Source organism: Phycisphaerae bacterium, from assembly GCA_012729815.1.
Lineage (GTDB): Bacteria > Planctomycetota > Phycisphaerae > JAAYCJ01 > JAAYCJ01 > JAAYCJ01.
This window is the reverse complement of sequence record JAAYCJ010000052.1, coordinates 25383-47123: the sequence shown is the minus strand read 5'-3', so window position 1 is coordinate 47123 and position 21741 is coordinate 25383. Positions and strand designations below refer to the sequence as shown.

Sequence of the window (21741 nt, the reverse complement as noted above, 5' to 3'; positions counted from 1 at the left end):
TCACGCCCGTCGGCTTCAAGCGCAACTTCCTGACGCGGGATGGCGCCGATGGAACCCGCCGCCAAGCGGACCGAACCCTTCAGCCCGAACTCGGCCACACGCTGGTCCAGATGCGGTTTGTACGTCTCCAGCAGACGGGCAAGGTCCACCACCGCCAGGCTCCCGGAATAGGACATGCTGTAGCCGCACATGAGTTGCTTGAATACAGGGCAGTAACAATCCGGATACCAAGGCAGATCGACCGCCACGTCCCGCAGGTCATGGTTCTCCATCCAGTGAACGACAAGGCCGCCCACCGCTTCGGGCTCGCCGGCCCACGCAGTCAAAAGAGCCGAACCGGGAGTCTCTTTCATGACGATATGCCCGCCCTCATCGGGCCCGCCGGCGACGTAGACGGTCTGGTGCAGCCGCTGGTACTTGAGTCGCAGCGTCTCGCGACCGGCGACGGCCAGCTTGGGATTCCTGGCCGCCTGCCGCCAGAGCAGATCCCAGTCCTCATCGCTTTCGAGATCGGCGGTGCGAACGTTGGAAGCCTTGCCCTGGAGATTTTGGTAGCCCGGAGCGCGGCTGCCCAAGCCGAAGTGGAAACCGCACGCGGTCACCTCATAGCCCCACGTCATGTACCGCCGACGGTCGCCGCCCAGCCAACTCAACGCCATCCCGTCCGCGACCATGTCGGCCGTCGCCCGGTCCATCAGTGTGGCCATCAGTCCACGCCCGCGAAGGTCCGGTAACGCGCTGACGCCGCCGATACCCCTGACAACCACCGGCTGATCGCAGATCGAAACGGAAATCGGAAAAACGCCCACGCATCCGGCGATCCGGCCGCCAAGCCGAACCACATAGTTGTGCGACATGTCCCGATCGGTCGGGCGATAGAGGTCCGGGTACAACTCCTCGAAACGGGCGTGGTCCGGCGTCTTGCTCTGAAAACAGACCAGCAACATGTCCATCAACTCGTCGAAGTCGCTCTTGGCGGCTCGTTCAACCGTCAGCGTCTCAGCCATCAGCCGTCTCCTTGCATCGAGGGTCTGGCGGGTCATTCTACTGCCGCCCGCTCGCGACCGGAAATATAAATCCATGCACGCAACGGATCGGCCGAGTATAATAAGCGTAAGGCGGAAACGACAAGCGCACGGATGAACGGACCAATCGAAACCGGAGACCAGATGGTCGATTCGCCATCCTCCATCGAGCAGGCGTTCCAAGCCATCGACAGCCAGGGGCGGCGCGTGCGGCCCGGCTGCGTGCTGATCGACCCCGACCGGATCGACCGGCGCATCAATGACCTCGCCGCCCAGATCGCCGAGACCTACACCGGGCAGGGACAGGACGAACTGGTGATCGTCGCCATCATGACCGGCGCCATGGTGTTCCTGGCCGACCTGGTCCGGGCCATCCGTCGGCCCATCCGCATGGGCATCATGATCGTCACCAACTATCCGGGCGTAGCGACCAAAGCGGTCGGCCCGCAACTCGATTACGACCTGCGGATCGACATCACGGACAAGCACGTCCTGGTGATCGACGACATCCTCGACACCGGCGGGACGCTGGCTAAGGTGACCGAGCGGATCCGTTCGCGGTCGCCGCGGTCGGTCCGAACGTGCGTGTTGCTGGAAAAGGATATTCCGGACCCGCGGGCGATCGAGGCCGATTTCGTCGGATTTCGTGTGCCCAACGAGTTCGTGATCGGCTACGGCTTGGACTACGACGGGCTCTTCCGCAACTATCCGGGCATCGCCGTGCTGGAAAGCGCAGAGCATGAAGGCTGACCACGTCAATCACAGCAACGACACGCCGGCGATGGAACCGGCGGCCAGCGCTCAGGGAGCGGCCCAGGCTCCGCCCGTCGCGACCCTGGTCGGCGTGGTGCCCGAACGGCTGCTCGATGAGGGCGAGATCGTGATCCTCGCCGTCAAACCGTCGCTGTGGTTCATCCTGTTCTCATCGGTCAAGATGGTGCTGCTCGTGCTGGGCGGGTTGCTGTTGCTGTCTCTCGTCGAACCCTACACGGGCATCAGGCTGGCCCGCCGTCCGGTCTGCCAGGTCGCCGCGGCCCTGATCGTCATCCAGGTGACCGTCGCCTTCCTGCAATGGCTCAGCCGCCTCTACGTCCTGACCAACCGGCGCGTCATGCGGATCAAGGGCGTCTTCAACGTCGACGTCTTCGAATGCGGACTGACCCGCATTCAGAACACCTTCATGACCCTGGCCATCCACGAACGGTTTTTCGGCCTTGGCACCATCCAGTTCGCCACCGCCGGCACCGGCACCATCGAAGCCGCGTGGATCAACATCAACTCGCCTCTTGAGGTCCACGAAATGGTCCGACGGGCCATCAATCAGGCCAAACGCGGTCCCGGCAACGGCCTGTAAGAAGACTTCGAACCGCCGCCACGCGAGATCCACCCGTCCCGCATACAAAAAAAGCGCCGCCGGTTGTGCCGGCGGCGCCCCATGTGGAGACCCAATCCACTTGATGCAAATCTGTTCACTCCTCAGCCCGCGCGATCGCGATCACGGAACCAGCCGGTTGCGTCGTCGCGGCTGAGGCGGTATGCCCGACGTTCAGCAGCTTCGGACCGATGTAGTGCCGCACGAACCGGAAACTCGTCCCGTCCGTGTGGCCGCCGGCATAGTCCAACCGCTCGAACGCCGGGCACCACGGAATGTTGTTGATCTTCTCGCTGTAGAGGGCCTGGGCCTCGGACGAAGCCCCGCCCGGCGCCCGCATCCCCACCAATCCCGCCGGCTCCACGAGGTACTGACCGTCGATCGTCCCGGTCACCGGAATAAACCCGGTCAGCACCGCGTCGCGAGGCGAGTAGATCACGTGCACCTTGTCCCTCACGTGCGTGAGGGCCTTGCTCATGTCGTAGCCGCTCGAGAGGCTGCTGCCCAGCAGCACCATCGTATCGATCTGCATCGCGTCGGGCAGGCTCTCGACGGCCCAGGTCGCCACGCCGGTTCCCGCCGAAAGCCCGATCACGTAGACCGGCGCGTCGGGATACCGCTGCTTGTACTCCACAATCTTGCGGGTCAGGTCCTTGGCCCGAAGCCGGGCGTTGACCCGGATGAGCTGGTCGCCCAGCGGACCCGTGAATGTCGTCCAGATGATGTTCTCGACGTCGCCGCCGAACCCGGCCTGCCGAAGTCCCTGCACGACCGTCTCGTGTCCGAACCCCAGATTGCCCGCACCGTCGAGGTAGTACGCCTTGCCGAACTGCTCGAACTGCCTGGTCCGGCTCGCCGACTGGCACCCTGCCCCAACCACCATGACCAACACTGCTACCGCCAAGGCCTTCTTCATCGCTCGATCCCCTGGACATTGGAATGTGATGATTATAGTCCCGGTCTGGGTAAATGAAACCCAAATCCTCCGATGCTCCGGGCTCGGCCGCCAAAATGCCTCCCGCGGCCCTCATCGCAATCCTCCCGGTCGTCGCGCAGCCGGCAGCACAGGTGCCTCCCGTTGCCGGTTATAGGACCGTGGTCCCCTCCTTCGCAACCAACCGAAAGCCTCCCGACGGGCCTGAAACCCGCCGTCCGACTAAGTATACGTTATAAATGTCCGGGCTGTCGAACCGACTCGATTCGGAGGGGGCGGAGAAGGATACAGACAGGCTCACGAAACCTCCCTGCACCGATTCGACGGCGACTATCGCGCCCGCAGCGCGCCAATGCCCAGCCAAAGCCCAGCCAGCAGGACCGCCATCACCATCGTGCACGGGGCGGCGGGAGTGATCGGATCTTCAGAGGCGTTCGGATCGGTCGGCGGATCCTCGCCGCCCGACGATGGCGGCTCGGGACCTTGAAGGGTAGCCGTCAACGTGGTGGCAAACTCCTCACCGAACTTGACTGAAATGGTGAAATCGTTGGGGTAAACCGTGTAGTTCTCGCGCTCGGCGTGAAGCGTGTAGACGCCCGCTCCCAGATCGGTGAAGAGAAACTCGCCGCGGCCGTCGGTGAGCAACTGAAGCGAACCCGGCTCAAGCCGGATCGTCACGTCCTCGACGCCCTGGCCCGCGCCGTCGGTCACCACGCCGCTGATCCGACCGAGGTTCACGCTGCCGTAGACAAAATCCAGCTTGCGGTTCGCCGCCTCCACCAGGATCACCGTCTGACGGTCCGGCAGATCGCTGCGGTACGCGTGCACCGTCAAAACGCCGTGGTCCTGGTCGATCGGAACCGCGTAGCCGCCGGACGACGAGGTGACGGCGTAGTAGTCGCCGGTCTCCGGCTGAATCTCGACTCCCGCCAGGCCCTCCCCTTCGCTGTACATGCCGTTGCCGTCCTCGTCGCGATAGGCCACGCCCGTCACGAAGACAATCGTCGGATCGCCCAGGCCGAACTCCTGCGTCACCACCCACGGCCCGACGCTCGTACGCGGATCGTTCTCCGAGAACACCGACAGGCCCACCTCGCGAAAGTTCGTGTACTCCCCGAGGTTCAGCAAATTCTTGCGATGGCCCAGGTCGGGCACGCCCCAGTCGATCAGGAACGCCGCCTGTGTGTGGATCATGTTTTGGGCGTAGGCGAAGACATTCTCACCGGCCCGCGAATAGTCGTAGTCGACCGCGTCAAGCCGCTCGCCCAGCGTCGTGCCGTCGTGGTCCACGTGGCCCTGGTAGTCGTAGGTCGCCATATCCCGCGAGTGGGCCAGGGCGGCCTGGGCGAGTTGCCCGTTGAAGGCCAGCGGCGGCTGGGCCGCGTAGCCGGAAAAATCAGCAATCACCTCCTGCCTGTCGACGTTGAAGTTCTCCAGGGAGTTCTGGATGTATTCATCGTTGGAGTTCAGGAAGATCAGCGCATCGGCCTGAGGATTGGCCCGACCGCGATTCACCAACTCCAGAAGATACTGCTCCATGTCCGACGGATCGCCGTGATCGTAGACCGTCGTCGCCTTCAGCGGGGCATCCAAACGCATCGAAGGCGCCGGGTGGTCCCGGGAAATCGTCACCGCCGCCGGGGCGGCCGCGGTCAGGAGGGGCAAGACGATCAACAGCGATGGAACTCTGCGAAAACTGCGGTGCATTCGTCGATGACATCCTTTGGTTGATTATACGTTCGCCGGGCGACTCCGGATCGCGATTTCGCTCCGCCTAACCGTCCGCTAACAACTTCTGCTTACAATACTCCATCGATACACCCCGGATCAGCAGCGTCTTGCGAGGATTGTTCTGCCCGGAGATGACCTGGACCTCATTCTTGCCCAGCCCCAGCCGGTCGGCGAGGAACCGGGTCAGGGCCTGATTGGCTTTCCCTTTTTCGGGAGGTGCGCTGACCGCCACCTTCAGATCGTCGCCCAGCCGCCCGACGATCTTCGTCCGGGTCGATCCGGGAACGACCTTCACCCTCACCTCGACGCCGTCAGGAACTTCTTTGAACATGCGGAATGCGGCGGCCTCACCAATGCGGCTCATCTGACAACGCATCCATTCTAACCGCCCGCCCATTAACCGGCAAGCGGGCACAGCCGTCGAGGAGCGGCGACAAAAGCCTTCCGCCCGGTGTGGATGGGGAGATAAAATAGGACAAGAAGACAACGCCGTTGTGAAGGAGCACATGAATGGCACGACCAAAGCCGAGGCGAGGACTGATGGTGTTGGCGGTACTGCTGCTGGGACTCGCGGCGTCGCTGGTTCAGACCGGCTGTGCGAGAGTCCGCATCGAGCGGCAGGGCGAGGTCCGCATCAACTCCGAGGATGCACAGGACGACACTCGCGACGAATAGACGCCGATCGGTCCGCCGGGCCTCAACGGCCGAGTTGGCGGCTCTTTTGGGCGGCGGCCTTGACCGCCTCGACAAAAGCTCGTTTGACGCCGTCGGCTTCGAGCACCTCGAACGCCGCCTCGGTCGTGCCGCCCGGTGACGTGACTCGCCGGCGCAGTTCCTCCGGTTCGGCCTGGGTCTGGAGTACCATGCGCCCGGCGCCGAGGCACGTCTGCGCCGCCAACCGCACGGCTTCGCTGCGCGGCAGGCCCATGTCCACTCCCGCCTGGACCATCGCCTCGATCACGTAGAAGAAGTACGCCGGACCCGACCCGCTGACGGCGGTGATCGCGTCGATCCGACTCTCCGGCACGATCACGGTCAGACCGGAGGCGGCGAAGATGCGGCTGACCTGGGCCACGTGCTCGTCAGTGGCGGTCGCGCCCTTGACGATGGCGGTCATTCCGCAGCCGACGAACAGCGGCGTGTTCGGCATCACGCGGACAATCGGCGCCGACTTGCCCACGCCCGTCTGAATAAACGACGTGGAAAATCCCGCCGCGATCGAAACGATCAATTGATCGGACGAGACGCTCGAACGAATCTCGTCGAGCACCTCAGCGAACTGCTGGGGCTTGACCGCCAGGATCACCATGTCGCTCCCTGCGGTCACCGAGGCGTTGTCCTGGGCCAGCGACACCTTCAACTCGTCGCGGAAAACGCGCCGGCGCTTCTCCGACACGTCGTACGCCACGATCTGGTCGGCTTTGTGAACGCCCGCCTGGACCACCGCGCGGCAGATCGCCTCAGCCATGTTGCCCGCACCGACAAACCCGAGCCTAAACCTGCGCATCTCCGGCGGCCCTCACCGATTCCTGGGGTTGTTCCTGGATGTCCGCAACGGGCGGCTCCGCCGGTGCCTCGGCCGACGGCGACGCTGAGGCCTTCGGCTCGGACTTCGGCGGCTGCTTCTTGGCCTCGCCCGACTTCTTCGGAGGCGGAGCGGCCTTGGCCGGCACCAGAATCAAAACCATCCGCCGCCCTTCCAGACGGCTCTCCCGCTCCACCTTGCCCACGTCCTGAAGGCTCTCGGCGATCTCGCGAAAGATCTCGTGCCCGATGTTCTCGTGAAGCCGCTCCCGGCCTCGGAAGAGCATGGTGAACTGCACCTTGTGCCCTTCATCCAGGAACTGCCGGGCCCGATTGGTCTTGATCTCCTGATCGTGCCGGTCGGTCTTCGGCCGAATCCGAAGCTCCTTCAACTCGATCACGTGCTGTTTCTTTCGCGCCTCGTGCTCTTTCTTCTGCTGCTGATAACGGTACTTGTCGAAATCCAGGATTCGACAGACCGGGGGATTCTCCTTCGGCGCCACCTCCACCAGGTCCAGCCCGTCCTGCCGGGCGATCCGCAACGCCTCCTGGGTCGCAAGCACCCCCAATTGCTGCCCTTCAGCACCGATGACCCGAACGTTCGGGATTCGGATTTCCTCATTCACTCGCATCTTCTGGATAATGGTCAAATCCTCCGATTACACAATGGCCCGCCGACGCGGCAGACCGGTTGAACGTTCCCCACAACACCGAATTGAACCCGATGACCTGCGGTCATAATGCTTTCGTCTTGATCTCGTCGGTTACCGCGGCAACGAAGCCCTCCAGATCCTGCTGACCCACGTCGCCCGCCTTGCGCGACCGGACCGAGACCTGACCCGCCTCCTGCTCCCGCGCGCCCACGATCAGCATGTACGGCGCCTTCTGCATCGTCGCCCGCCGGATCTTGGCCCCGATCTTGTCGTCGGAGTCGTCCAGTTCGACCCGCACCGACGCATCGAACAGCCGCTGGTACACCTGCCGGCCGTACGCGTTGAACTTCTCGCTGACCGGCATCACCACCACCTGCACCGGTGCCAGCCAGATCGGAAACGCCCCGGCGTAGTGCTCGACCAGCCCGCCCACGAACCGTTCCATCGAGCCCAGCAGGGCCCGGTGGATCATCACCGGCACGTGCTCGCGGTTGTCGGCCCCGATGTACGTGCAGCCGAACCGACGCGGCAGGTTCAAATCCACCTGCACCGTCGGACCCTGCCATTCGCGACCGAGGCTGTCCACCAGCAGCATCTGTATCTTGGGTCCGTAAAATACTCCCCCGCCTTCCTCGACTCCATATGGTATTCTACGCTTATCGAGCACCGCCCGCAAAGCCGCCGTCGATTTTTCCCACTCCTCATCTGTCCCGATGCTCTTCTCCGGCCGCGTGGCCAGCTCGACCTTGTACTGGTAGCCGAAGGTCCGCATCATAAAATCTACAAATTCGTAGATCTTCTCGATCTCGTCGGTGAGCTGCTCCAGCGAGCAGAACACGTGGGCGTCGTCCTGGGTAAACCCGCGCACCCGAAGCATCCCGTGCAGCGTCCCGCTGGGCTCGTAGCGGTAGACCGTCCCCAGCTCGCAGTACCGCAGCGGCAGATCGCGGTAGCTTCGGGTCTGACTCTTGAATATCTCCAGGTGGCCCGGGCAATTCATCGGCTTGACCCGGAAGTTCTGCCCCTCGATGTCCATCGGTGAGTACATCATCTCGCCGTAGGCCTCCAGGTGCCCGGAGGTCTGGTAAATCCGCTCGTGGGCGATATGCGGGGTGTAAAGGATCTTATAGCCGTGCTTGATGTGCTCGTCGATCCAGAACCGCTCGATCGTCTGGCGAATGATCGCTCCATTCGGGTGCCAGAGGATCAGACCCGGCCCAACAAGATCGCTTATCGAATACAAATCAAGCTGCTTGCCAAGCACCCGATGGTCACGACGTTCAGCCTCCGCGATCCGCTCCAGATGCTTGTCCAGGTTCTCCTGCTCAAAATAGGCAACACCGTAAATCCTTGTCAGCATCTTATTTGCGGCATCACCCCGCCAGTAGGCCCCCGCCACGCTCAGCAGCTTGAAGACCTTGAGCATCGCGCTATGCGGTACGTGCGGACCGCGACACAGGTCGAGGAACTGGCCGTGCCGGTACAGGCTGACCTCACGAACCCCCTCGTTGCGGACCAGGTCATCGATCAACTCGACCTTATAGCCCTGTCCGATCTTCTCGAACTCAGCCTTGGCCTGATCGACCGGCACCTCGTGCCGCACGAAAGCCTCCCGCTTCTGGGCCAGCTTGTGCATCCGCTTTTCGATCTTGGCCAAGTCTTCCGTCCCGACCGGCTCGGGCAGATCGAAGTCGTAGTAAAAGCCGTACTTGAAATCCTCAATTAAGGCTGGACCAATCGTGTATTGGACCTTTTCGCCATAGAGATCGCGAACTGCCTGGGCCAGAAGGTGGGCCGTGCTGTGGCGCAGGATTTCCAGGGCCACCGGATCGCTGTCCGTGCCGAAGACCGGGCGGACCTCGCCGTCCCCGGGCGTCGGAGCGTTCAGGTCAACCACCCGGCCGTCGGTCTTCAGGCCGATCACCCGATCCGCAAGATCAGGACACTCTTCCTTCACGATTTCCACAATCTGGTCGGGCCCTTGGGCTTCGCGGACCCGCCCGTCGTCGAAACGCAGCTTTACCACTATTGGAACCTATCAAAAATGCTGTTGTCTGAACCTGTTTACGATATTATAACCTCATTGCGCGAGAAGACTCAAGCGCGGATTGCCGTAAAACTAAGGTTACTATACAGTTATTGAGGAAAGTGTCAATGTACAGGTACCTGGCGGCCCTGACCTTCGCGGTCGTGTTCAACGCCTCAGCCAACCTGCTGCTGAAGTTCGCCGCCCGCGACCTGCTGAGCGAAGGCCGTTTCTTTGATCGCGGAGCGCTTGCGGCGATCAAAACGGCTCTGTCCTCGCCAACGCTGCTGCTGGGTCTGATCCTCTTCGCCCTCAACGTGCCGCTCTACTTCTACGCCCTCGGACGGTTCAAGGTGTCGCTGGCCTATCCGATCATGATCGGCGGCGGTTTCGCTATCATTGTATCGGTTGCCTCCTTTTCGCGGCTGAACGAAAGGTTATCGCCCTGGCAGTGGCTGGGGGTGGGGCTGATCGTGCTCGGAGTGATCGTGGTGGCCCGGACGCTCGACTAGCGGCGAGGAGTTCTTGGCCGGTTGCGGACGCGAGGGTACAATGCGGCGCGGGCGAGCGCCTCGTCGCCGATCCATACTGACAAAGGAGTTGATTCGATGAAATACCGTCTGCTGGGAAATCTGCTGCTGGGCGTCTCGTCGATGCTGGGTCTGGCCGGCTGCACCGGCCTGGGCGGGGCGACCTCCGAGTTTCAGTCCGAGATGATCACGTTTCTGACCTCCGTCCTGGGCTCGACGGTAGTCTCGTTCCTGATCAGCGCGATCGCGCCCGCCCAGGGCCAGTAGGCGCGGTCCGGCGGACGCGCCCGCGCCGAAGCATCGTTGCGTCTCCAACAAAAACCGGCCCCGAAGCGGTTGACGCTTCGGGGCCTTGTCGTTGAGATCCTGATTTTTCGCAGCCGACCGGACGAGGCGAGGGCTATTCGTGCTCTTCGAGCATCTCTTCCTCTTCGCCCGGGTTGCTGAGCTTGGCGCCGTCCACGAAACCCATCAGCTTCCTGGCGCGCACCGGGTGCTGAAGCTTCTTAAGCGCCTTGGCTTCCACCTGCCGGACCCGCTCGCGGGTCACCTTGAAGATCTTGCCGACCTCTTCGAGGGTGTAGGTGTACCCGTCGCCGATTCCGTACCGCAGCTTGATGATTTCCCGCTCGCGATAGGTCAGCGACTTGAGCACGGCTTCGATCTTGTCCTTGAGCATCTCCTGGGTCGCCGATTCGACCGGGCTCTCGGCCGTCTCGTCCTCGATGAAATCGCCGAAATAGCTGTCTTCGCTGTCGCCGACGGGCCGATCCAGACTGATCGGGTGACGTGAAATTTTCATCACCCGACGGGCTTCGACCACGGGCATCTTCGCTTCCTTGGCGATTTCGTCGATCGTGGGCTCCCGGCCGAGCTCCTGCAGAAGCTGCTTCGAGACGTTCCGCAGCTTCGACATGGTCTCGATCATGTGCACCGGGATCCGGATCGTCCGGGCGTGATCGGCGATGGCCCGCGTGATCGCCTGGCGGATCCACCACGTCGCGTACGTGCTGAACTTGTATCCGCGGCGATACTCGTACTTGTCCACCGCCCGCATCAGGCCCGTGTTGCCCTCCTGGATGATGTCCAGGAAGGACAGGCCGCGATTGCGGTACTTCTTGGCAATCGAGACGACCAACCGCAGGTTTCCACCCGACAGCAACTGCTTGGCCGTTTCGTACTCGTGGTAGACGCGGTCGAGCTGGCTGACCTTGCGGGTCAGGTCTTCCGGAGTCTCCAGCACCAGCCGCATCATCCCCTCGAGCTCCTCCTTCATCACCTCGATGTCTTCCGGCAACAGGTCCTTGTCGTCCTTCGCGTCGTCGATGCGCTTCTGCAGATCGACCATCTTCAGGGCGAGATTCTCAAGCCGGCGCATCAGCGGAACCACCTTGCTGGTCCGCAGGCCCAGTTCCTCGATCAGCGTGACCGCCTTGCGGCGGCCCGCCGCGATCCGCTTGCGGAGCCGGTCCCGCTGAACCGCGGAAATCCGCGGAACGTTCAGCTTGTCCCAGTCCTCCAGGTTCCGCCCGAGAATGGACCGGACCGTCTTGAGATTCTCCGGCAGACGCTTGTTGACCGACTCCTTGTCCAGCGTCTCGGCGCTCGAGGTCTTCATCGTCCGGTCGAACGGCAGATCCCCGCTCTCCACCTGCTGGAGGATGCGGGTCGCCTGGTCCAGACAGTAGTCGCTCTCGAGCACCTTGCGGCGGAACGCCATCCGCGTCAGCTCGATCTTCTTGGCGAGGCGGATTTCCTCCTCGCGGCTCAGCAGCGGGATCTCCCCCATCTGGGTCAGATACATGCGAACCGGATCGTCGATCCGACGGTTCGAGGCCTCGGCCAATTCCTCGTCGAGGTTGAAGTCTTCGTCGAGACCCTCTTCCATCTCCGCTTCGGCCGGCGCGGCGCCGGCCTGTTCGCCGCGAAGACGGCGCTGGGCCTCGTCGTCGTCGACGAGGTCGATTCCCGTCTCGTCCAGTTGCATCAGGATCGCATCCAACTGCTCCGGGCTGGCGTCGATGAGCGTCTCGCTGATCGCCTCGTACGTCAGGTAGCCGGCCTGCCGGCCCTTGGTCAACATCGACTCAATGACCGGATCCTGCTGCTCCAAACGGCTGTTCTCGGTTTTCGCCATGGCGTCTCTCCTCATAACCGGTTTTGTCTCTCTGACGGGCGGACTCGATCCGCACGCTCTCCGCCGCGGTCCGACCCTACGTCGGCCGCATTGTCCGGGCGGTCCGGCACTCCTCCGTCGCCGAACAACCCTTCGCACACGTTCTCGTCCTGTCCGTCATTGGGACCTCTTTGCAGTCCTCTGACCACTCTATATCACCTGCTCGGCCCGCTTCAAAAGCAGACCGTTACTCCCGGATTCCCTAGTCCACCATCGGCCCGGCCGTGCGCCGGAACGGAACCGACATGTTCTTCTGCAGGACCGCCAGACGCCGGTCCATCTCTTCCTCGCTCAGCTCGTTCTCCAGCCCCGCCGCAAGCTGCGAGGCCTGCTGATCCCGCCGCCACTCCTCGATGCACCGCAGCGACTCTTCCACCGTCGCCGCGAAGTTTCCCCGATCCATGCCCAACCGGTGCAACTCGGTGATCACGTTCGAGAGGGCCACGTCCTCGACCGTCGCAATCAGCTCGGCCAGCGAGAACTCGCCCCACTCCTCCCACGCCCGCCACAGGTGGCGGTAGACCTCCCGCAGCATCGGCGGCTCGACCGCGTCCGGGTCGACCAGCTCGCGAACCTCGCCGACGTATCCCGGCTCGCAGACCAGCACCTCAGCCAGTTCCTTGAGGGCCGCCTCCGCCGAGTTCTGCGGAACCGGCAGTCCGACCTGCACCGGCTCCTGCCGTTCCTGCCGCGAGTGGCCCGACTGCCGGCGGAAGCCCTGAAGCCCCTTGGCCAACTCGGCCACCGGGACCGACAGCATGCCCGCCAGACGGCTGAGCACCATGCTCCGCTGGATCGCGTCGACCTTGCCCGCCGGATCGCAGACCGCGATCGTCCGCAGCAGTTCCTCGATGGCGGTCCGGCGCTCGCGCGATGTGGCCGATACGTCGTACCGCCGCCGCAACTGCTGCCACTTGTAGTCCAGGGCGTCAGCCGCTGCGGCCACCGCGTGCGAAAACGCCTCGGGCCCGTCGCCGAGCACCAGGTCGCAGGGATCCTTGCCTTCGGGAAGCTGGGCCACCTTCACGTCGATGCCCATGGTCAGGAACAACGCCAGAGCCCGGTCGGCCGCCTTCTCGCCCGCCCGATCGCCGTCGAAAATCAGCACGATCTGATCGGCGTAGCGCCGGAGCACCATCACGTGCTCTTCGGTCAGCGCCGTGCCCAGCGTGGCCACCACGTTGCGGATACCGCCCTGGTGGCAGGCCATCACGTCGGTGTAGCCCTCGACCACCACGACCTGCTTGGACTCCTGGATCACCGAACGGCCCTGAAGGATCCCGAACGCGCTGCGGCTCTTGTGAAAAACCGGCGTTTCCGGGGTGTTCAGGTACTTCGGCTCGTCGTCGCCCATGGTCCGTCCGCCGAAGGCGATCACGTTGCCTGTGGCGTCGTGGATGGGAAACAGAACGCGGTTCCGGAAAAGATCGGAGAAACTATTGCCTCTTGTCAACGCCAGGCCCGCCGCGCCAAGCACCGCGGGGGCGACACCCGCCCGACCCGCCGCTTCCAACAGCGACCGGCCGTCCGGCGGAGCGAAACCCAGAGCAAACTGCTCGCAGATTTCCCGCCCCAACTTGCGGCCAGCCAGGTAGTTACGCGCCGGCTCCCCCGTGGGAGTCTTCCACAGAATGCGGCTGTACACCTCGGCCGCCCACGCGTTGGCCTTGTAGATTTCGGTTTTCGAAGGGCCCTGTCCGGTCTTGACCGTGCCCTTGAGCGACTCCAACTGGATATTCGCCCGACGGGCCAGCAGTTCCAGGGCTTCCTTGAACTCGATGTTAAAGATCTGCTGAACGAACTTGATCGCGTCCCCCCCCGCCCCACAGCCGAAGCACTTGAAAATCTGCCGCTCCGGATTGACATTGAAACTGGGGGTTTTTTCCTTATGAAAGGGACAAAGTCCGATAAAGTTGCGACCTCGGGGCTTCAGGGCCACGTGCTCGCCGACCACATCGACGATGTCGTTGGCATGAACGACACTTTGTACAAGATGAAAAAATCCCTGTCCGCTCAACGATGGCTCCATCAGCCGTACTGAGCTAGAGTGTTGCAAGCTCTTGCTGGTAAAGGATTTCAGTGCACCGCGCTTCGGTGTGGCGCCCGTGAAGCCCTATAAGTATACATCCAAAAAAATGGGCGGGCAAATGCCCGGCCGCCGATTCCGGGAGATTCCGCTCCGAATGACGCGGAACTGGCACCTTCTTTAGTTGCTGATTGTGGGTTTTCAATGCTGGAACCGTAGCGAAAACAACGGCCTGGTCGTTCTGCAGATCTATTTGCCGATCAACAACTTACGCTCCTGCGGCGATGCGTGCCCCGAAGTGTTACCGGCTCCTGTTTAATGGTACCATATAATTCTATTCCTTCCGGTCAACCGCCGCGGTAAAAGTTCGCGCGGATTCGTTGCGTTTTTTTACTCGCCGTCTCATGAGGCTCTCGGGATCGTTCAACCGGTCGGCTCCTGGCGGTGATGGCTCGGGCGGCTTACCGTTTTGTCGTACGCACTGCCGGCGACGGCTGGGCCGCCCGCCGGGCGATCCGAAACGCGGGGTGGCAAATCGCGCCGGACCGCTATATTCTATGCATCCGGCGACCAGATGAGGGTGTTTCGATGCCGGGCGCATCGGGAAAAAAGCAGGTTCAGGACCGGGCGATTTGTCTGGCCCGGCGGGATTTCTCCGAAAGCTCGCTGGTGCTGGTGCTCCTGTGCCGGGTTTACGGTAAGGTCTCGGTGCTGGCCAAGGGCGCCCGGCGGCCCAAGAGTCCGCTGGCCATCGACCTGCTGGACTCCGGCCAGGCCACGCTGATCATCCACCCGGAAGGCATGGGCCTGCTCACCACGTTCGCCGCCGATCGTCCCCTTCCACAACTCCGCGCCGACCTGGACAAGCTGAACGTCAGCCTCTACATCGCTGAGATCATCAATCTGGCCACCAAGGAGCTGGCCCCCGCTGAGGAACTCTTCGATCTGCTCACCCGCTCGCTGGAGGAAGTGGCCCGAACCGAATCGCGGCGGGAACTCGGCACGCTGCTGGTCCGATCCGCCACCAAGGTCCTCTCCTGGGCTGGGTACGAGCCGCAGCTCCAGCGCTGCGTCAACTGCTCGCGGGTGATGGGCCCGACCGACCGGCTGTTCTTCACCCCGTCCGGGGGCGGACTGCTCTGCCGCGACTGCGAGCCGGCGGTGGTGGACAAGATCGGCATCGAGAACCGCGCCTGGTACTACCTGATCGGCAAGGTCCACGACCCGATCTCGGCGGGCAAGGCGTTCGATGTCATCAACGCCATGCTCCGCGAACACCTCTACCGCTCGCCGCGGATGTATCCGCACTGCCGCAAGCTGTTTTCACCAGATCCGGATACTGCTCGCCAGAGCGGACGAGACGTTCCCCAGCCGCGAAACAACCAGGAGTAACTCCCGATGTTCGAACGGTTTATGTTCGGTGCGCAGTATTTCCGGGTGATCCCGCCCAGCCGGGAATGGCCGGGCGACTTCGCGCGGATGCGCGAGATCGGGATCAATACGGTCAAGATCGAAGCGGTCTGGAGCCAGATTGAGGTCCGTAGCGGCCAGTACCGCTGGGAAACGACGGATGGCCTTCTGGACGAGGCGCAGCGGGCGGGCCTGAAACTACTGATGACGCTGCCGTTCGAGTCGGTGCCGGACTGCGTGTTCCGGGCGCACAACCCGAAGATCGTGGAACTGGACCGCCGCGAACGCCCTGTGGCCCGGTGGTTCGGCGGGGTCTGGCGAAACGCCTGCTGCTGGGACCATCCGGAGCTGCGAAACGCGGTCGAGCGGTTCGTGACGGCGATCGTCGAACGCTACCGGTCGCACCCAGCCCTGGTCTGCTGGGACGTTTTTCAGGAAGTCGATATCGCCGCCTGCGCCTGCGAGCACACCGCTGCGGCCTACCGCGACTGGCTGGCCCATCGTTTCCAGTCGATCGAGGAACTCAATGAGACGTTTGGAGAAAACTACGGCGGATTCGACGAGGTCGAGCCGCCCTACACCAAACCACTGGAGGGCCAGGCCTACCTGGCCTACTGCCGCTTTCTGGCCGATCGCCTGGCCGACCGGGCGGGATGGCTGCACGGGCTGGCCAAATCGCGGGACGCGGCACACCCGGTGATCGTCCACACCCACTCGGGAACCCTGAACTCCAACGGCCCAGCCGTCCACGACGACTGGCTGGTGGCGGCCAAGGTCGATTTTCTCGGCACGTCCACGCACGAACTGCTCTACCAGCCGGCGCACGAACAGGTGCGGCTATTCTCACAACACGTGACAAATCTGGAGGTAACCCGCTCGGCCAACCGCGGCAAGGGCTACTGGTGGGTCTCGGAACTCGCCGCGGGAACCGGCTGCATGGGAGGCAAGATTCAGCGCCGGCTCAACGAGGGCGAACTGACGTTCAACCTCTGGACCGCCCTGGCCCATGGCGCCAAGGGAATCTATCTCTGGCAGTTCCGTCCGGAACGAATGCTCTGGCAGGAGACCCCGCGAGGATGGGGACTCACCGATCTGGACGGCGAAGAGACCTATCGGACCCAGGAGGTGCGGGCCTTTACCCGAGCCGCCGCCGAAAACGAGCGATTCCTGATGGCAATGCAGCCGCCTGCCGCCGAGGTCGGCCTGCTCTACTGCCCGGATTCCCAGAACCTCTCGCACGCCCTCGGCGCGTTCCGTTACGCCGATGCGTTCTTCGGCGGATTCCAGATCCTCTGGACGCACAACGTCGCCCTCGACGTCGTGCGATTCCCGGGGCACCTGGCCGCTTACCGCACGATCTACGCTCCCATGCCCGCTCTGATCGACGAGCCCATGATCGAGGCCATTCGCCGGTTCGTCCGCGACGGAGGCACGTTCATCGCCGATGGCGGACTGGCCCGCTACACCGCCTCCGGCTGGCTCTCGCCCAAAACGCCGGGAGCCGGGCTGGCTGAGGAACTCGGCGTCCGCGAAACGGACCTTGCCATGATTGCCGATCCGGTAACCCTTCGCACCGCCGCCGGCGACGTGATCGGTGGACAGGAGCGATCGTGGCTCGATCCGGGCGAGCACGAGGTCCTGGCTCGATTCGAGACCGGACACGCCGCCGCGGTGCGATGCCGGTATGGCCGGGGGAACTTCATTCTCATCGGAACCAGCCTGGCCAGCGCCTCGGGTCCGGCAATCGATCCGGAACCGGGCAGGCGGTGCCTGGAGCTGTTCGGCATACGGCCCGAACTGATCACCGAACCGGCGGGCCAGGTGACCGGACGCATTCTGGAGGCTGGGGATAAGCGGGTGCTGTTCCTGTTCAACCACAGCCGTGAAACAGTCTGTGCCCGCGCTGCGCGCGAGGGCGGTTTCTCATCCGCCCGGTCGCTGGTCGGACCAACCGGACGGGCCGATAGCGACGGAACCATCCGCGTTGAGCTGCCGGCCAAAGGCGTGTGCCTGCTGAAACTGTGACGCCAGTGCGCGTCGGGGGGCAAAACCGGGCCATATGGGGGACATACATTCTACAAAATCGTACATTGCCGCGGTCGATCTACGATTTTGTAGCCGACCCCCGGGGCGCGCCAAACACCCATATGCACTGCAACCGACTGCCGAACCAATACTTGCGCATTTGCCGCAGTTTTGGCATGGCGATTGCATAGAAACACCCCAAGCGCAGCGGACGCCAAAGTTGTGCCTGGGCTGCGTAGCGATGGAATCAACGTGCGAACGCGTTTTTCGACAAGGAGATGAATATGTCAAGTCGTGAGCCGCTCAACTGCAAGAACGCCGACGATGTCCTCAAGGCGGTCAAGGACCGGAACGTCAAGTTCGTCCGCCTCTGGTTTACCGACATCCTCGGGTTCCTCAAGAGTTTCGCCATCACCACCGACGAGCTGACCGAGGCCCTCGAGGACGGCATGGGGTTCGACGGGTCCAGCATCCAGGGCTACGCCCGGATCGATGAGAGCGACATGATCGCCATGCCCGATCCGACGACCTTCCAGATCCTGCCCTGGCGGTCGGAAAATGGAGACATCGCGGTCGGCCGCATGTTCTGCGACGTGCGCATGCCCGGCGGCGAGCCCTACGTGGGCGACCCGCGCGGCTGCCTCAAGCGCATGCTCAAGAAGGCCGGCGAGATGGGCTACACCCACTTCTACGTGGGCCCGGAACTCGAGTACTTCTACTTCAAGGACGCAGCCGGCACGGTCACCCTCGACGCCGGCGGCTATTTCGACCTGACCCCCCTGGACGTGGCCAGCGATCTGCGGCGGCACACCGTGCTGTCCCTCCAGGCGATGGGAATCCCGGTGGAGTACTCGCACCACGAGGTCGCCCCGTCGCAGCATGAGATCGACCTGCGGTACAGCGATGCCATTTCGATGGCCGACAACGCGATGACCTACCGCCTGGTGGTCAAGGAAATCGCCCTCAAGCACGGAGTCTACGCCACCTTCATGCCCAAGCCCCTCTTCGGACAAAACGGCAGCGGCATGCACGTCCACCAGTCGCTGTTCAAGGGCGGCCAGAACGCCTTCTTCGACAAGCAGGACAAGCTCAACCTCTCGGCCGACGCCAGGCACTACATCGCCGGCGTCCTGAGGCACGCTCCGGAAATCTGCCTGGTGACCAACCAGTGGGTCAACTCGTTCAAACGCCTGGTGCCCGGCTACGAGGCCCCCGTCTACATCAGTTGGGCCCGCCGCAACCGCTCGGCCCTCGTCCGCGTCCCGCTGTACAAGCCGGGCAAGGAGAAGGCCACCCGCATCGAACTGCGGTTCCCCGATCCCTCCTGCAACCCCTACCTGGCGTTCGCGGTCATGCTCGCCGCTGGCCTCAAGGGCATCGAGGGCAAGTACGACCTGATGCCGCCGACCGAAGAGGATATCTTCGAAATGACCCCCGAACGCCGGATCGAAAAGGGCATCGACTCGCTGCCCGGTTCCCTCGGCGAGGCCATCGCCATCGCGGAGCGCTCCGAACTGCTCAAGGAGGCCCTCGGCGACCATATCTTCACCAAGCTGATCGACAACAAGAAGATCGAGTGGGATAACTACCGGACCTACGTGACCAACTACGAACTGGACCGTTATCTCCCGATCCTCTGACGACTCTAGAGCAGGTGCGGCTCGCGACGGCCCACCGTACCGGTTTCGGGCGGTGGGCTGTCCGCTTTTACCGGTCCGGCGGCCGCCGCATCGGCCCATGCAACTTGATCGGCCGCTCGACTATGCCGATACCCAACAAGGGATTACGAACGCAGCGGCGGCCGTTCCGTGCCACGCCCAAAGGACCGGTAAACTGAATCTTCACATTGAAATTTGTCCAGTACCACCTTACAATGAGGATTTATCCCTGAACTTGAGGAGGTTGGATCATGTCAGCGAACGAATCGGCCCGGAAACCCGAAACGGGCGACGCGGGTTCCGAGGAGTCGGTCGGACTGGCCATTCTTGACGAAATCCGCGACCGCGCCAGGGCCAATCGCCAGACCATCACCCTGGCCGAACCCGAAGACGAACGGGTCCTCCAGGCCGCCGACTACGTCCTTCGCGACGGCATGGCCGAAATCATCCTCCTGGGCGACCCCGAGCAGCTTCTGCGCCGGGCCGCCGAGATGAACCTGAATCTGCAGCGGGCGACGATCATCGATCCGCACCGCAGCGGTCTGCAGGACTGGTTCGCCCAGAACTACTTCGAGCGACGGCGGCACAAAGGCGTGACCGAGGAACAGGCCCGCCAGGTCATCACCGACTCGCTGTTTTTCGGGGCTTCGCTGGTGCGGGCGGGCATCGCCGACGGCATGGTCGCCGGTTCCATCAGCCCCACGCCCAAGGTCATCCAGTCATCACTCCAGTGCGTCGGCGTCGCCGAGGGACTCAAGACCGTCTCCAGCTTCTTCCTGATGGTGACCCCTTGCACCGAATTCGGCGTCAACGGATCGATGATCTACGCGGACAGCGGCTGCGTGCCCGATCCGACCGCTGAGCAACTTGTCGATATCGCGATCGCCTCGGCCCAGCACTGCCAACTGCTGCTCCAGAGCGAGCCGCTGATCGCCTTCCTGAGCTTCTCCACCTACGGCTCAGCCAAGCACCCCCTGGTGGACAAGGTCATCCAGGCGGTCGAGCTCTTCCGCCAGCGCGACACCGGGTACAAAGCCGACGGCGAACTCCAACTCGACGCGGCGATCGTTCCTTCCGTCGCCTCGCGCAAGGCCAAGGACTCGCCGATCGCGGGCCGGGCCAACGTGCTGATCTTCCCGGACCTCAACGCCGGCAACATCGGATACAAGCTGACCGAACGTTTCGCCCGCGGACGGGCCATCGGCCCGATCCTCCAGGGCCTCGACATGCCGATCAACGACCTGTCGCGCGGATGCCGATGGCAGGACATCGTGGACGCGGTGGCGATCACCGCCCTTCAGGCCCAGGACAAGAAGGCCCGGCATTCATGGGCCGACCACGAATCGCTCCGCGAACGCGACATCCAGACCCAGGCGGCCGCCGAGGCCTAGCCCGGCGTCCCATTTCCCCGGAGAACATGCGCCGATGAAGATTCTCGTAATCAACTGCGGAAGCTCTTCCGTCAAGTACCGTCTCTTCGATGTCAATACCGACTCGCGCGAACTGGCCAAAGGCCTGATCGAGCGGATCGGCACAGACAAGGCCGAATCCGAGCACAAGGCGGGCGAGGTCTCAGCCAAGGAAACCGCCCCCATCCGCGACTACCGGACCGGCATCGCCAAGATCGCCGAGTTCCTCAAGGGCGCCGGCGTCCTTCAGGACGATCTGGCCGCGGTGGGCCATCGCGTGGTCCACGGCGGCGAGGAGTTCCGCGACAGCGTGGTCATCGACCAGACCGTCATCGACCAGATCGACCGCTGCTCGCAACTCGCCCCGCTGCACAACCCAGCCAACCTCGCGGGCATCAAGGCCTGCCAGGAGATATTCCCGGACATTCCGCAGGTGGCCGTCTTCGACACCGCCTTCTTCCACACGCTGCCTCCCGCGTCGTACCTCTACGCCGTGCCCTACTCGTGGTACGAGGAGCACCGGGTCCGGCGGTACGGCTTCCACGGCACCAGCCACCGCTACGTCTCGGAGCAGGCGGCCCAGTTGCTGGGCAAACCGCTGGCTGAGTGCAACCTGATCACCATGCACCTGGGCAACGGCTGCTCGATGGCCGCCGTCCGCCAGGGCCAAGCCATCGACACCACGATGGGCCTCACCCCGCTCGAAGGGCTGGTGATGGGCACGCGATGCGGCGACATCGACACCGCCATCGTCTTCCACATGCTCGGCGTCGCCGGCATGAGCGTTGACAGTATTCGCCAGGCCCTGGAAAAACAGAGCGGGCTGCTCGGAATCTCCGGCGTCTCGCGCGACATGCGCGACGTGACCGCCGCCGCCGAAAAGGGTAGCGATCGGGCCGGACTGGCCCTGGAAATCTTCGCCCGCCGGGTCCGCAAGTACCTCGGCGCCTACATGGTCGAGGTCGGCCAGGCCGACGCACTCGTTTTCACCGGCGGCGTCGGCGAAAACGCCTGGCACATGCGCGAGATGATCCTGCGGGACATGGAGCACCTCGGCATCGTCCTCGACGAGAACCGCAACCGCCAGCTCAAGAACGTGCCCGCCGGCCAGTCGATCAGCGACCCGCGCGGCGAAGTGGAAATCCTGGTGATCCCGACCAACGAGGAACTCGCCATCGCCCGCGACAGCCACCGCCTCGTAGCCAACGCCAGCCCCAGCGACGCGGGAGTTTCATGAGGCCG

The 21741-nt window shown here is 63.4% G+C and carries 19 protein-coding genes; 10 read left to right on the top strand and 9 right to left on the bottom strand.

Annotated features, from left to right (window positions below):
- Positions 1-1007, bottom strand: a 1007-nt coding sequence (locus tag GXY33_04085; protein ID NLX04308.1) for a GNAT family N-acetyltransferase, incomplete at its 3' end; no start/stop codon positions are given.
- A 132-nt stretch (positions 1008-1139) separates the two neighbouring features.
- On the opposite strand from GXY33_04085, the gene hpt reads away from it, so the two are divergent.
- Together hpt and GXY33_04075 are read left to right on the top strand one after the other, a co-directional pair.
- Entirely contained in the window at positions 1140-1775 is a 636-nt protein-coding gene (gene hpt, locus GXY33_04080) for a hypoxanthine phosphoribosyltransferase (protein ID NLX04307.1), read from the top strand.
- Positions 1765-2379 carry a PH domain-containing protein gene (locus GXY33_04075; GenBank protein ID NLX04306.1) on the top strand — a complete coding sequence of 205 codons (615 nt, stop codon included), beginning with the start codon at positions 1765-1767 and terminating at the stop codon, positions 2377-2379. The genes hpt and GXY33_04075 overlap by 11 nt, the downstream gene beginning before the upstream one ends.
- Positions 2380-2494: 115 nt before the next feature.
- On the opposite strand, the gene GXY33_04070 is transcribed toward GXY33_04075, so the two are convergent.
- The 3 genes from GXY33_04070 to GXY33_04060 all read right to left on the bottom strand — a co-directional run bounded on the left by GXY33_04070 (position 2495) and on the right by GXY33_04060 (position 5426).
- The gene (locus tag GXY33_04070) at positions 2495-3313 is read right to left on the bottom strand and encodes a hypothetical protein (protein ID NLX04305.1); all 819 of its coding nucleotides are present in this window, start codon (positions 3311-3313) and stop codon (positions 2495-2497) included.
- A gap of 348 nt (positions 3314-3661) precedes the next feature.
- Positions 3662-5038 carry a hypothetical protein gene (locus GXY33_04065; GenBank protein ID NLX04304.1) on the bottom strand — a complete coding sequence of 459 codons (1377 nt, stop codon included), beginning with the start codon at positions 5036-5038 and terminating at the stop codon, positions 3662-3664.
- 67 nt (positions 5039-5105) lie between these two features.
- Complete coding sequence (locus GXY33_04060; protein ID NLX04303.1) at positions 5106-5426, bottom strand: YggU family protein; 321 nt, start codon at positions 5424-5426, stop codon at positions 5106-5108.
- A 146-nt stretch (positions 5427-5572) separates the two neighbouring features.
- Between GXY33_04060 and GXY33_04055 the strand changes: the two genes are divergently transcribed.
- A complete protein-coding gene (locus tag GXY33_04055) occupies positions 5573-5737 on the top strand; it encodes a hypothetical protein (protein ID NLX04302.1) in 165 nt (54 codons plus the stop codon).
- 22 nt (positions 5738-5759) lie between these two features.
- Here the strand turns inward: GXY33_04055 and GXY33_04050 are convergent, their stop codons facing one another.
- The 3 genes from GXY33_04050 to thrS form a co-directional block, all read right to left on the bottom strand.
- Positions 5760-6569 carry a pyrroline-5-carboxylate reductase gene (locus GXY33_04050; protein ID NLX04301.1) on the bottom strand — a complete coding sequence of 270 codons (810 nt, stop codon included), beginning with the start codon at positions 6567-6569 and terminating at the stop codon, positions 5760-5762.
- A complete protein-coding gene (locus tag GXY33_04045) occupies positions 6556-7218 on the bottom strand; it encodes a translation initiation factor IF-3 (protein NLX04300.1) in 663 nt (220 codons plus the stop codon). Before GXY33_04045 ends, GXY33_04050 begins: the two co-directional genes overlap by 14 nt.
- Positions 7219-7321: 103 nt before the next feature.
- Complete coding sequence (thrS, locus tag GXY33_04040; GenBank protein ID NLX04299.1) at positions 7322-9256, bottom strand: threonine--tRNA ligase; 1935 nt, start codon at positions 9254-9256, stop codon at positions 7322-7324.
- A 137-nt stretch (positions 9257-9393) separates the two neighbouring features.
- On the opposite strand from thrS, the gene GXY33_04035 reads away from it, so the two are divergent.
- Positions 9394-9777, top strand: a complete 384-nt coding sequence (locus GXY33_04035; protein ID NLX04298.1) for a hypothetical protein — start codon at positions 9394-9396, stop codon at positions 9775-9777.
- A gap of 96 nt (positions 9778-9873) precedes the next feature.
- Positions 9874-10062: a hypothetical protein gene (locus tag GXY33_04030; protein NLX04297.1), complete on the top strand. Its 189-nt coding sequence runs from the start codon at positions 9874-9876 to the stop codon at positions 10060-10062.
- 133 nt (positions 10063-10195) lie between these two features.
- Here GXY33_04030 and rpoD read toward each other — a convergent pair whose 3' ends face one another.
- Positions 10196-11908, bottom strand: coding sequence for an RNA polymerase sigma factor RpoD (rpoD, locus tag GXY33_04025; protein NLX04296.1), 1713 nt, complete (start codon positions 11906-11908; stop codon positions 10196-10198).
- Between the two features lie 265 nt (positions 11909-12173).
- Positions 12174-13988, bottom strand: coding sequence for a DNA primase (locus tag GXY33_04020; GenBank protein NLX04295.1), 1815 nt, complete (start codon positions 13986-13988; stop codon positions 12174-12176).
- Positions 13989-14585: 597 nt separating this feature from the next.
- Here GXY33_04020 and recO point away from each other — a divergent pair.
- The 5 genes from recO (at position 14586) to GXY33_03995 (ending at position 21736) form a co-directional block, all read left to right on the top strand.
- On the top strand, positions 14586-15389 hold the full coding sequence (gene recO, locus GXY33_04015; protein NLX04294.1) for a DNA repair protein RecO: 804 nt from the start codon (positions 14586-14588) through the stop codon (positions 15387-15389).
- Between the two features lie 6 nt (positions 15390-15395).
- A complete protein-coding gene (locus GXY33_04010) occupies positions 15396-17432 on the top strand; it encodes a hypothetical protein (GenBank protein ID NLX04293.1) in 2037 nt (678 codons plus the stop codon).
- Positions 17433-17716: 284 nt separating this feature from the next.
- Complete coding sequence (locus GXY33_04005) at positions 17717-19072, top strand: glutamine synthetase (GenBank protein NLX04292.1); 1356 nt, start codon at positions 17717-17719, stop codon at positions 19070-19072.
- A gap of 335 nt (positions 19073-19407) precedes the next feature.
- Entirely contained in the window at positions 19408-20481 is a 1074-nt protein-coding gene (gene pta / locus GXY33_04000; GenBank protein ID NLX04291.1) for a phosphate acetyltransferase, read from the top strand.
- Positions 20482-20515: 34 nt separating this feature from the next.
- Positions 20516-21736 carry an acetate kinase gene (locus GXY33_03995; protein ID NLX04290.1) on the top strand — a complete coding sequence of 407 codons (1221 nt, stop codon included), beginning with the start codon at positions 20516-20518 and terminating at the stop codon, positions 21734-21736.
- The last annotated feature ends 5 nt before the right edge of the window (positions 21737-21741 follow it).